9 protein-coding genes, 1 tRNA gene and 1 rRNA gene are annotated in these 12,414 nt (G+C 55.2%); 2 read left to right on the forward strand and 9 right to left on the reverse strand.

All coding sequences use genetic code 11. From position 1 onward, the window contains the following. Window positions 1-31: 31 nt before the first annotated feature. Window positions 32-107: transfer RNA gene (locus NI40_RS22060), tRNA-Glu, on the reverse strand. A gap of 84 nt (window positions 108-191) precedes the next feature. Then, window positions 192-1,733, reverse strand: a 16S ribosomal RNA gene (locus tag NI40_RS22065). Window positions 1,734-2,187: 454 nt separating this feature from the next. Here NI40_RS22065 and NI40_RS22075 point away from each other — a divergent pair. Both NI40_RS22075 and mdtD read left to right on the forward strand, forming a co-directional pair. After that, window positions 2,188-2,895: a FadR/GntR family transcriptional regulator gene (locus tag NI40_RS22075; protein ID WP_023309775.1), complete on the forward strand. Its 708-nt coding sequence runs from the start codon at window positions 2,188-2,190 to the stop codon at window positions 2,893-2,895. After that, a complete protein-coding gene (gene mdtD / locus NI40_RS22080) occupies window positions 2,892-4,325 on the forward strand; it encodes a multidrug transporter subunit MdtD (protein ID WP_039263279.1) in 1,434 nt (477 codons plus the stop codon). The genes NI40_RS22075 and mdtD overlap by 4 nt, the downstream gene beginning before the upstream one ends. Here mdtD and rbsR read toward each other — a convergent pair. From rbsR to kup, 7 genes are all read right to left on the reverse strand, one after another. After that, entirely contained in the window at window positions 4,291-5,283 is a 993-nt protein-coding gene (gene rbsR / locus NI40_RS22085; protein WP_073001901.1) for a ribose operon transcriptional repressor RbsR, read from the reverse strand. The genes mdtD and rbsR overlap by 35 nt on opposite strands. 3 nt (window positions 5,284-5,286) lie before the next feature. Then, window positions 5,287-6,216: a ribokinase gene (gene rbsK / locus NI40_RS22090; RefSeq protein ID WP_039263291.1), complete on the reverse strand. Its 930-nt coding sequence runs from the start codon at window positions 6,214-6,216 to the stop codon at window positions 5,287-5,289. 106 nt (window positions 6,217-6,322) lie between these two features. Next, complete coding sequence (gene rbsB, locus NI40_RS22095; RefSeq protein ID WP_010426610.1) at window positions 6,323-7,213, reverse strand: ribose ABC transporter substrate-binding protein RbsB; 891 nt, start codon at window positions 7,211-7,213, stop codon at window positions 6,323-6,325. Window positions 7,214-7,240: 27 nt separating this feature from the next. Next, entirely contained in the window at window positions 7,241-8,206 is a 966-nt protein-coding gene (gene rbsC, locus NI40_RS22100) for a ribose ABC transporter permease (protein WP_006808742.1), read from the reverse strand. A gap of 4 nt (window positions 8,207-8,210) precedes the next feature. After that, on the reverse strand, window positions 8,211-9,716 hold the full coding sequence (gene rbsA, locus NI40_RS22105) for a ribose ABC transporter ATP-binding protein RbsA (protein WP_023309779.1): 1,506 nt from the start codon (window positions 9,714-9,716) through the stop codon (window positions 8,211-8,213). A gap of 7 nt (window positions 9,717-9,723) precedes the next feature. Then, window positions 9,724-10,143, reverse strand: a complete 420-nt coding sequence (gene rbsD / locus NI40_RS22110; RefSeq protein ID WP_003862392.1) for a D-ribose pyranase — start codon at window positions 10,141-10,143, stop codon at window positions 9,724-9,726. A gap of 197 nt (window positions 10,144-10,340) precedes the next feature. Then, entirely contained in the window at window positions 10,341-12,209 is a 1,869-nt protein-coding gene (gene kup, locus NI40_RS22115) for a low affinity potassium transporter Kup (RefSeq protein ID WP_023309781.1), read from the reverse strand. Window positions 12,210-12,414 lie beyond the last annotated feature (205 nt).

Here is a 12,414-nt window from a genome sequence, read left to right on the forward strand (position 1 = left end):
GGCAGGTGACTTTCACTCACGAACCAGCAAGTGGCGTCCCCTAGGGGATTCGAACCCCTGTTACCGCCGTGAAAGGGCGGTGTCCTGGGCCTCTAGACGAAGGGGACGTGAAGTCTCAATCGCAAGACGCCTTGCTATTTACTTTTCATCAGACAATCTGTGTGAGCACTACAAAGGCAGGTTCTTTAAGGTAAGGAGGTGATCCAACCGCAGGTTCCCCTACGGTTACCTTGTTACGACTTCACCCCAGTCATGAATCACAAAGTGGTAAGCGCCCTCCCGAAGGTTAAGCTACCTACTTCTTTTGCAACCCACTCCCATGGTGTGACGGGCGGTGTGTACAAGGCCCGGGAACGTATTCACCGTAGCATTCTGATCTACGATTACTAGCGATTCCGACTTCATGGAGTCGAGTTGCAGACTCCAATCCGGACTACGACGCACTTTATGAGGTCCGCTTGCTCTCGCGAGGTCGCTTCTCTTTGTATGCGCCATTGTAGCACGTGTGTAGCCCTACTCGTAAGGGCCATGATGACTTGACGTCATCCCCACCTTCCTCCAGTTTATCACTGGCAGTCTCCTTTGAGTTCCCGGCCTAACCGCTGGCAACAAAGGATAAGGGTTGCGCTCGTTGCGGGACTTAACCCAACATTTCACAACACGAGCTGACGACAGCCATGCAGCACCTGTCTCAGAGTTCCCGAAGGCACCAATCCATCTCTGGAAAGTTCTCTGGATGTCAAGAGTAGGTAAGGTTCTTCGCGTTGCATCGAATTAAACCACATGCTCCACCGCTTGTGCGGGCCCCCGTCAATTCATTTGAGTTTTAACCTTGCGGCCGTACTCCCCAGGCGGTCGACTTAACGCGTTAGCTCCGGAAGCCACGCCTCAAGGGCACAACCTCCAAGTCGACATCGTTTACGGCGTGGACTACCAGGGTATCTAATCCTGTTTGCTCCCCACGCTTTCGCACCTGAGCGTCAGTCTTTGTCCAGGGGGCCGCCTTCGCCACCGGTATTCCTCCAGATCTCTACGCATTTCACCGCTACACCTGGAATTCTACCCCCCTCTACAAGACTCTAGCCTGCCAGTTTCGAATGCAGTTCCCAGGTTGAGCCCGGGGATTTCACATCCGACTTGACAGACCGCCTGCGTGCGCTTTACGCCCAGTAATTCCGATTAACGCTTGCACCCTCCGTATTACCGCGGCTGCTGGCACGGAGTTAGCCGGTGCTTCTTCTGCGGGTAACGTCAATTGCTGAGGTTATTAACCTCAACACCTTCCTCCCCGCTGAAAGTACTTTACAACCCGAAGGCCTTCTTCATACACGCGGCATGGCTGCATCAGGCTTGCGCCCATTGTGCAATATTCCCCACTGCTGCCTCCCGTAGGAGTCTGGACCGTGTCTCAGTTCCAGTGTGGCTGGTCATCCTCTCAGACCAGCTAGGGATCGTCGCCTAGGTGAGCCGTTACCCCACCTACTAGCTAATCCCATCTGGGCACATCTGATGGCAAGAGGCCCGAAGGTCCCCCTCTTTGGTCTTGCGACGTTATGCGGTATTAGCTACCGTTTCCAGTAGTTATCCCCCTCCATCAGGCAGTTTCCCAGACATTACTCACCCGTCCGCCGCTCGCCGGCAAAGTAGCAAGCTACTTTCCGCTGCCGCTCGACTTGCATGTGTTAGGCCTGCCGCCAGCGTTCAATCTGAGCCATGATCAAACTCTTCAATTTAAGTTTGATGCTCGTGAATTAAACTTCGTAATGAATTACGTATGTTCACTCAGAGACTTGGTATTCATTTTTCGTCCGAGGACGTTAAGAATCCATGTCACTTTGAGTGCCCACACAGATTGTCTGATAAATTGTTAAAGAGCAGTGCCGCTTCGCTTTTCGCAGCGGCGCGGGGTGTGCATATTACGCTTTCCCGCTTCAGAGTCAAGTGATTAATTTCGCTTTTCTCTGCTGACCCGGCGGCGTGTGTGCCGTTGTTCCGTGTCAGTGGAGGCGCATTATAGGGAGTTATTCCGACGTGACAAGAGGAAATTTAAAAAAAGTTTCCATCCGCGTTTTTTTTCACCAACAGAGATGAAATCAAGCTACAAATTGTTCTATTTGATGTATCTGCAACCACAATCACATTCGAGGTGGCATAATTATCAGCATGAATCTTTAAGGAATAAAAGCGATGCCATTAAGCGCACAACAGCTGGCCGCCCAAAAAAACCTCTCGTACGTGCTGGCAGAAAAGCTGGCTCAGCGGATTTTAGCGGGTAAATATGCCCCAGGTAGCATCCTGCCGGGTGAGATGGAGCTGGGTGAGCAGTTTGGGGTGAGCCGTACCGCCGTGCGCGAAGCGGTGAAAACCCTGACGGCAAAAGGTATGGTACTTCCACGCCCTCGCATTGGCACACGCGTGATGCCACAGAGTAACTGGAATTTTCTCGATCAGGAGCTGCTCTCCTGGTGGATGACGGAAGATAACTTTCATCAGGTCGTCGATCACTTTCTGGTGATGCGCAGCAGCCTTGAACCTCAGGCATGCCTGCTTGCCGCCACGCTGGGAACGGCAGAGCAGAAAGCGCAGCTTAACGCATTGATGGAAGAGATGGTGTTCCTGAAAAAACACTTCAACCGCGAACGCTGGGTTGAGGTCGATATGGCCTGGCATGAACACATCTATATGATGAGCGCCAATCCGTTCCTCACCTCTTTTGCCTCTTTATTTCATTCGGTGTATCACACCTACTTTACCTCTATTACACAAAACGAAGTGGTAAAACTGGATTTGCACCAGGCGATAGTTGATGCCATCCAGGAAAGCGACGGGCAGCGAGCCCTGAGTGCGTGCCAGGCATTGCTGGCCGCACCAACCCACCAGCAGGTAAATAAATGACAACGAAAAAAGCGCGCAGCATGGCCGGATTGCCGTGGATTGCAGCCATGGCGTTTTTTATGCAGGCACTGGACGCCACCATCCTCAACACAGCGCTTCCCGCTATAGCGCAAAGCCTTAACCGCTCCCCGCTGGCGATGCAGTCCGCCATCATCAGCTATACCCTGACGGTCGCAATGTTAATTCCGGTCAGCGGCTGGCTGGCCGACCGCTTTGGCACCCGCAGAGTTTTCATGCTGGCCGTCACGCTCTTTACGCTCGGATCGCTGGCCTGTGCGCTCTCCTCATCCTTAACGGAGCTGGTTATCTTCCGCGTATTGCAGGGTATTGGCGGCGCGATGATGATGCCGGTGGCGCGCCTTGCTTTGCTGCGGGCCTACCCCAGGAGCGAACTGCTTCCCGTGCTCAACTTCGTCACCATGCCGGGCCTGGTTGGCCCGATTCTTGGCCCGGTACTCGGTGGCGTGTTTGTCACCTGGGCAAGCTGGCACTGGATCTTCCTGATTAATATTCCAATTGGCGTTGCGGGGCTGCTGTATGCCCGCAAATATATGCCGAACTTCACCACGCCAAGGCGCAGCTTCGATATGGGCGGCTTTTTCCTGTTTGGCCTGAGCCTGGTGTTATTCTCCAGCGGGATGGAGCTGTTTGGCGAGAAGATCGTCGCGACGTGGTTAGCGCTCTCCGTTATCCTCTGCGGTATTCTGTTATTCCTTCTTTATATACGTCACGCGCGCCGTCACCCGACGCCGTTAATTTCCCTGGGGCTCTTTAACACCCGAACGTTTTCCGTTGGGATTGCAGGAAACATTGCGTCTCGTCTGGGGACGGGTTGCGTACCGTTCCTGATGCCATTGATGCTGCAGGTGGGTTTCGGCTACCCGGCCCTGATTGCTGGCTGCATGATGGCGCCCACGGCAATGGGCTCGATTCTGGCAAAATCAACCGTGACACAGGTGCTGCGCTGGTTTGGCTATCGTAAGACGCTGGTTGGCGTGACGGTCTTTATCGGTCTGATGATTGCGCAGTTCTCGCTGCAATCCGCCGCGTTACCCGTCTGGATGCTGATCCTGCCGCTGTTTGTGTTGGGCATGGCGATGTCGACGCAGTTCACGTCGATGAACACAATCACCCTCGCCGACCTGACTGACGAGAACGCCAGCAGCGGCAACAGCGTGCTGGCGGTAACGCAACAGCTGTCGATCAGTTTAGGGGTTGCCGTGAGTGCAGCGGTGCTGAGGTTTTATGAGGGTTTTGACAGCGCGAATACCGTTGAGCAGTTCCACTATACCTTTATCACCATGGGCGCACTTACCGTGGTATCGGCGCTGGTCTTTATGCTGTTAAAACCAAAAGACGGCCGAAACCTGATTAAAGAGCGTCACAAAGAGAAAGCTAAACCGAACCGCGTTCCATCAGAACAGGAGTAAGCTGCAGCCGTTGCTGTTGCAGCGTGGGCTGCGCCATACGGTGGATCAACACATCGATGGCCAGCTCGCCCAGTTCATCCTTCGGTTGATGAATAGTGGTCAGCGGCGGCGTCATGTAGCTGGCCAGTTCGATATCGTCATAGCCAATCACCGCCATATCGTCCGGCACGCGTAGCCCCGCCTGATACAACGCCTGATAGGCACCAAACGCCATCGCGTCGTTACCAATAAACACCGCCTGCGGACGCGGCTTTTGCGTCAGCAGTTTCTGCATTGCCTCGAAACCGCCGTTAAACTCAAAGTCGCCTGTGATCCGGTAGCCATCAGGAATGGCAAGCCCCGCTCGTTCCATGGCGGAGAGATACCCTTCCAGACGCAAACGCGCCGGAGTTTTATCCAGCGGCCCCGTAATACAGGCAATGCGAGTGTGTCCTTTATCAATCAGGTACTGAGTCGCCATATCACCGCCCAGCAGGGAGTTATCCTGAATGAGATCGCTGGTTCCGTCGAACGGCGCCCAGTCCATCATCACGGTGGGAATCGAAGGATAACGCTGGATGATCTCTTTCGAGGGCTGGTGCGTTTCGGTGCAGAGCAGCAGTAGCCCGTCGACGCGTTTTTGCATCAGTGTTTCCAGGTTACGATTCATGCGCTGCTCGTCACCCTCGGTATTGCACAGCACCAGGCTGTAGCCACGCTCGAAGCAGCTGCGCTCCACGCCGCGAACCAGTTCTGAATAAAAGGGGTTGGTACTCGCGGTGATCAGCATACCGATGGTGCGCGTCTGGTTGAGCTTAAGACTGCGCGCCAGCGCAGACGGCGCATAGTTGAGTTCTTTTACCGCAGCTTCGACTTTCTCACGAATCGCCTCGCTGACGAAGCGATCGTTGTTTATAACGTGGGAGACCGTCGAGGTAGAAACGCCCGCCATGCGGGCGACATCTTTCATTGTGGCCAAGCGTTACCCCTGCTGACTTAAGAATTCATCGATCTCTTTACGCCACGGAACGGAAGGCTGGGCGCCTTTGCGCGTCACCGCAATCGCGGCAGCAGCGTGTGCGAAGCGAATAGCCTCATCCATTCTCTTGCCTTCCAGCAGCGCGGTGACCAGTGCACCGTTGAAGGTATCTCCCGCTGCGATGGTATCAATCGCTTTGACCTTAAAGCCCGGCACGCGACGGCCTTCGCCATTGACGCTTGCCCACACCCCACGGCTACCAAGGGTGATAATCACGGTACCGATGCCCTTATCATGCAGTGCACGCGCGGCTCGCGCGGCATCGTCATCATTTTCTACGCGGATGCCCGTCAGCTTTTCGGCTTCGGTTTCGTTCGGCGTAATGATGTCCACCAGCGCCAGCAGCTCGTCTGATAATACACGGGCTGGGGCCGGGTTAAGTACGACAGTGGTATGATTTTCATGCGCAATTTTCGCGGCGGCCAGCACGCTTTCAACCGGTGACTCCAGTTGCATGAGCAGGGCTTCCGCTCCGGCAATAATTCCGTGTTGTTCTTCGACGCGTTCTGTCGTCAGCGCAGCGTTAGCACCCGCATGAATACCGATGACATTCTCACCTTCAGCGTTGACGAAAATCAGCGCCACGCCGGTCGATTCCCCTGCAACAACGCTGACCGGTGCGATATCAATGTTGTCGCTCGCCAGCTGTTTGCGTACGCGCTCACCGGTATCGTCATCACCCGTGCAGGCGATAAACGCAATATTCGCCCCGCTGCGACCGGCGGCGACGGCCTGGTTGGCACCTTTACCGCCAAATGCCACCTGATACTGGTTACCCGTGACGGTTTCGCCCGGTGCAGGGAACGATTCAAGGTTAAGAATGTGATCGGCATTGATACTGCCAAGGACGACGAGGTTGCCTGCGGTTTTCATGGTTGGGTTGTCCATCTGAGAGCGCCACCGGTGTTACCCGGTGGCGTATGCCACACTTTTCTTTATTGGTGTCCCTCAGGCAGCCAGCGACTGCCTGATTCGCCTTTTACTGCTTGATGACCAGCTTCAGGTCAACTGGGTATTTAGCCTGAACTTTTTCGCCCTTCAGCACTTTGTCGGCAGTTTCAACGCCAGTGGCGCCAATCTGCTCAGGCAGCTGAGCGATGGTCGCAGCCAGTTTGCCATCGTTTACTGCTTTTTCACCATCCGGCGTGCCGTCAAATCCGACAACCATCACATCAGATTTACCTGCGGTCTGCAGGGCACGCAGCGCGCCGAGCGCCATTTCGTCGTTCTGCGCGAATACCGCCTGCACGTCAGGGTGCGCGGTCAGCAGGTTCTGCATAACGTTCAGACCTTTAGTACGGTCGAAGTCTGCCGGCTGGCTGGCCAGCACGTTAAATTTGTGCGCAGCCACAGCCTGCTGGAAGCCTTCACCACGCTCGCGGGCTGCGGACGTACCGGCAATCCCCTGCAGTTCGATAACTTTCGCGCCTTCGCCAGCTTTCTTCGCGATGTAATCACCCGCGATTTTGCCGCCCAGCACGTTATCAGACGCAATGTGGCTAACAACTTCGCCTTTCGTTGCCTGGCGGTCCAGAGTAATCACCGGAATTTTCGCCTGGTTTGCCATCTTCACGGCGTTACCTACGGCGTCAGAATCGGTTGGGTTGATCAGCAGAATTTTGGTGCCGCGAACGGTTAAGTCCTGAACGTTAGCCAGCTCTTTCGCCGGGTTGTTCTGTGAATCCAGTACCACCAGGTTGTAGCCCAGTTTGTCCGCTTCTTTCTGCGCACCGTCCTTCAGGGAGACGAAGAACGGGTTGTTCAGGGTAGAGACAACCAGCGCGATGGTATCTTTCGCCATGGCGTTAGCACTTACGGTTGCGCTCAGCGCGACAGCAGAAACCAGGGTAGCCAGTTTTTTCATGTTCATATCTAAGATGTCCTGTAGTGTCGTCAGTTACTGTTTTTTGTTGTCTACCAGTACCGCCAGCAAAATCACCACTGCCTTAACGATCATCTGGTAATAGGAGGAAACACCTAACAAATTCAAACCATTATTCAGGAAACCGAGAATCAGTGCGCCGATCAATGTCCCAACAATGCGACCTTTACCGCCCGCAAGACTCGTACCGCCCAGAACCACTGCTGCGATAGCATCCAGCTCATACCCCGTACCCGCCGTCGGCTGCGCAGAAGAGAGGCGCGCCACTTCGATGATACCTGCCAGCGATGCCAGCAGACCGCACAGGGAGTAAACGATAATTTTGACTTTATTAACGCTGATCCCGGACAGGCGCGTTGCCGCTTCGTTACCGCCCAGCGCGTAAATATAACGGCCCAGACGGGTGTGGTGCAGCATGTACCACGCCGCCAGGAAGACGATAGCCATGATCCAGACCGGGGTCGGAACACCCAGCGGGCGACCGATACCGAACCAGCCAAACAGATCCGCGTTATCGGTAAAGCCGGTATTAACCGGGCTGCCGTTGGTGTACACCATGGTGACACCGCGCAGCAGCAGCATCATCACCAGCGTGGCGATGAACGCCTGAACGCGGCCCTTTGCCACAATCACGCCTGTTACGGCGCCAATCGCCGCGCCTGCCGCCAGGGCAGCGGCCACGGCAACCAGCGCGTTGACTTCAATGCCGACAATCGAAGCGGCGATCGCGCCGGTGAGCGCCAGCAGGGAACCGACGGACAGATCGATACCTGAGGTCAAAATCACCAGCGTCATGCCGACCGCCATAATGGCGTTCACCGATGTTTGCTGCAGAATGTTGAACAGGTTATTAACGGTGAAAAAGTTCGGGCTCATGGTCGACACAATCGCGATCAGCACCAGCAGGGCAATCAGCGATTTTTGTTCCATCAGCCATGCCTTTGTGAAATAGCGGCGACCAGAAACAGCCTGGGTAGTCATCTTCTTACTCCTGATTCACGCGATTAAGCTTGCCCACAGCGGCAGCCATCAGAACTTCCTGGGTGGCCTGCTCGCGAGTGAATTCACCGCCGAGATGCCCTTCATGCATGACGATAATGCGATCGCTCATGCCTAATACTTCTGGCATCTCGGAAGAGACCAGAATGATGCTCAGACCGTCGGCCTTGAACTGGTTAATCAGCTGATAGATCTCTTTCTTCGCGCCCACGTCCACGCCGCGGGTTGGCTCATCAAGGATCAGCACTTTCGGGCGCGTCATCAGCCCGCGCGCAATCGCCACTTTCTGCTGATTACCGCCGGACAACAGGCCAATCGCCTGCTCCATCGACGGGGTTTTGACGTTAAAGAGGCGGATGAAATCGCTCACCGCCTGCTGCTCATCTTTATGCTTCAGGCTACCGCCGCTATGGCTGAAATAGCGCAGCGCGGTCAGGGACATGTTCTCTTTAACCGACATCCCCAACACCAGGCCGTCGCGTTTGCGGTCTTCGGAGATATAAACGATGCCGTTCGCCAGACCATCCTGCGGAGAGCGGGTGACCACTTCATGACCGTCGAGGGTGACATAACCGCTGGTGCGCGGCAGTGCGCCGTACAACACTTTCATCAGCTCGGTACGTCCGGCACCCATCAGGCCCGCCACGCCCAGGATCTCGCCCTGGCGCAGGGTAAAGGTTACGTCGTTCACACCCGGACCGCAGAGATTGTCCACCTTCAGGCGGATCTCACCTGGCGCTTTCTCCAGATGCGGATACTGATCTTCGAGCTTGCGTCCCACCATCATTTCGATGAGCGTATCTTCTGTCAGCGTGGCGACTTCGCGCTCGGCAATAAACTGTCCGTCGCGGAAGACGGTGACGTCATCGCAGATTTCGAAGATCTCTTTCATGCGGTGAGAGATATAGACAATCCCGCGCCCCTGCGACTTCAGCTCGCGGATCACGCGGAACAGGGATTCGGTTTCGGTATCGGTCAGGGCGTCGGTCGGTTCATCCATAATGATGACCTTCGACTCAAAGCTCAGCACCTTCGCGATTTCCACCATCTGCTGATCGCCAATGGACAGATCGCCTACCAGTCGGTCGCTCTTAAAGCGCAGGTTCAGCTTCGCCAGCAGCTTGTCCGCTTCGGCGTACATGGTTTTCCAGTCGATTTTGCCGAACCGGTTAACAAACTCGCGGCCGAGGAAGATGTTTTCCGCAATGGTGAGCTGCGGAATGAGGTTCAGCTCCTGGTGAATAATGCCGATGCCCGCTTCCTGAGAGGATTTTGGGCCATTGAAGGTGGTCTCTTTACCCAGCCAGACGAGTGAACCGGCATCGCGTTGATAGATACCAGTCAGCACTTTCATCATGGTGGATTTGCCGGCACCGTTTTCGCCCACCAGCGCCATCACGCGCCCGGGGTAGACGTTCAGCGCCGCGCCGGAGAGGGCTTTTACGCCCGGGAACGACTTATCGATCCCTTTGAGTTGCAGTAATGCGTCCATGATGGCCTCAGAAGGTGACGCCAGCACAGAGAATGATATTCGCATACGGGGAACACTCCCCGCTGCGAATCACCGCCTGACTGTCTGCGGTTTGTTGTTTGAACTGTTCGTGCGTCGTGTAACGAATTTCTATGGTGTTTCCCTGGTGTTGTTGCAGTTGCTCAATATGGCTGAGCAACGTTTCGTGGAGTTGCGGATTATGTTGTTTGATTTCCGCCGCGAGAATGGCCGCCTCAACCTGCATCTCCGCCGTCACAACTTCCAGTACCTGCATAAACGAGGGGACACCCTGCGTTAACGCCATATCGATACGGGTTGTGCTGCGCGGAACCGGTAAGCCTGCATCGCAAACCACCAGCGTATCGGTATGCCCAAGACGGGAAATAACCGATGAGATTTCTGAGTTGAGTACCGTGCCTTTCTTCATTTTCTTGCTCCACTAGCGAAACGTTTCGCTGACATCAGTTTAATCTCAAGAATGTTCAGAAAACCATCATGACGTAACAGATTTGTGATCGACGTCGAAACGTTTCGCTAAGTGAAATGCAGAGACAATTATTGTGGGTTGGCGAGGGGTTTGGTAGGCCGGGTAAGCGAAGCGCCACCCGGCATTTTCAGAAGGGATTAGATCTCGACCTGCGTTCCCAGCTCAATCACGCGGTTAGGCGGGATCTCAAACTGGTCAGGCGCGCGCAGGGCGTTACGCTGCAGGATGAGGTACAGCTTTCCGCGCAGGCGCAGATACCACGGGCGCTTGCCGATGATCAGCGACTCGTGCGACATAAAGAACGACGTCTCCATCATCCGGCAGCTCAGTCCTTCCAGGCCGCAGCGGTGGAACACCTCTTCCACGTTTGGCGTTTCGCGCCAGCCGTAGCTTGCCACCACGCGCCAGAAGGTCGGAGACAGTTGCTCAATCTGCACGCGACGCACGTTGTGAACATACGGCGCATCTTCGGTGCGCAGCGTCAGCAGGATCACCCGCTCGTGCAGCACCTTGTTGTGCTTGAGGTTATGCATCAGCGCGAACGGAATGACGTTCAGCGCGCGTGACATATATACCGCAGTACCCGGCACGCGGACCGGCGGGGATTTCTCCAGAGAGGCGATCATCGCCTCAAGAGAGTTCCCGTGCTCGTGCATGCGGCGCAGCAGGCGGAAACGCTCGCTTTTCCATGTGGTCATGACGATGAACATCACCAGACCCAGCGTCAGCGGCAACCAGCCACCGGAGACAATTTTGTCGAGGTTCGCTGAGAACAGCGGTACGTCGATACACAGGAAGCCCACCAGAATCATCGCCACGAGGAATTTATTCCAGTGCCAGTTTCGGTACGCCACCGTGGTGGAGAGAAGCGATGTCAGCACCATCGTACCGGTTACCGCAATACCGTACGCCGCAGCCAGGTTACTGGAGTGCTCGAAGCTGACGATAACAATAACAACAGCGAAATAGAGGAGCCAGTTAACGAACGGGATGTAGATCTGGCCCGACTCCATCTCTGAAGTATGGATGATGCGCATCGGTGAGAGATACCCCAGACGCACGGCCTGGCGCGTCAGAGAAAACACGCCGGAAATCACCGCCTGGGAGGCAATGACTGTCGCCAGCGTCGCCAGGATCAGCATCGGCACCAGCGCCCAGTCAGGCGCCAGCAGGAAGAACGGGTTCTTGATCGCTTCCGGGTTTTTAAGCAACAGCGCGCCCTGACCAAAATAGTTCAGCACCAGCGACGGCAGCACCACAATAAACCATGCCACGCGGATAGGCAGTTTCCCGAAGTGGCCCATGTCAGCATACAGCGCTTCCACACCGGTGATGGAGAGCACGACGGCCCCCAGCGCCACGAAGGAAACCACTTTGTATTCGAGGAAGAAATGCACCGCCCAGTAAGGGTTCAGCGCATGCAGCACTTCAGGGTTCGCAATAATGCTGCGCAAGCCAAGCGCCGCCAGGATCAGGAACCAGGCCAGCATAATCGGCGCGAACAGTTTGCCCACCAGCCCTGTACCGTGCTTCTGGATCATGAACAGCAGCGTCAGGACAATAATGGCCAGCGGAACCACCCATGAATCGAGCTGCGGAGCGATAATCTCCAGCCCCTCAATCGCCGACAGCACCGAGATAGCCGGCGTTATCACCACTTCCCCGTAGAAGAAACTGCCGCCAATCAGGCCGATAATGACCAGCACAGAGGTCATCCTGGCCGAGGTATTACGCCCGGCAAGAGACATCAGGGTCAGGATCCCACCTTCACCTGCGTTATCAGCACGCATAACGAAGGAGAGATATTTAACGGAAACCACCAGGATCAGCAGCCAGAAAATGAGGGACAGGAAGCCAAACACGGCATCGCGTTCAACACCAAAACCAAACTGGCCGGACAGACATTCACGAAGCGTATAAAGCGGGCTGGTGCCGATATCACCGTAGACAACCCCGATCGCCGCAAGCGTTATTGCGGGTAATGATTGCTTATTATCAGTGCTCATAGACTAGTCTTTTCGTTTAAATAACAAATGTGTTCCCGGTCCCTTGGCCCACAAAAAGCGCACAGTATGCACGATTCATTGCAAAATCGTACCCCTAAATGCAACCGCATTAATGTAGCGCAAAGAAAATTGCGCCGCACTTCAGTCTATTACCAGCCCTGACTGAAACGTCTATACTCGCTTCAATTGGCCGCCACGACGGCGA

The sequence above is a fragment of the Enterobacter sp. E20 genome (genome assembly GCF_000801755.2).
Taxonomy (GTDB): Bacteria; Pseudomonadota; Gammaproteobacteria; order Enterobacterales; family Enterobacteriaceae; genus Enterobacter; species Enterobacter asburiae_B.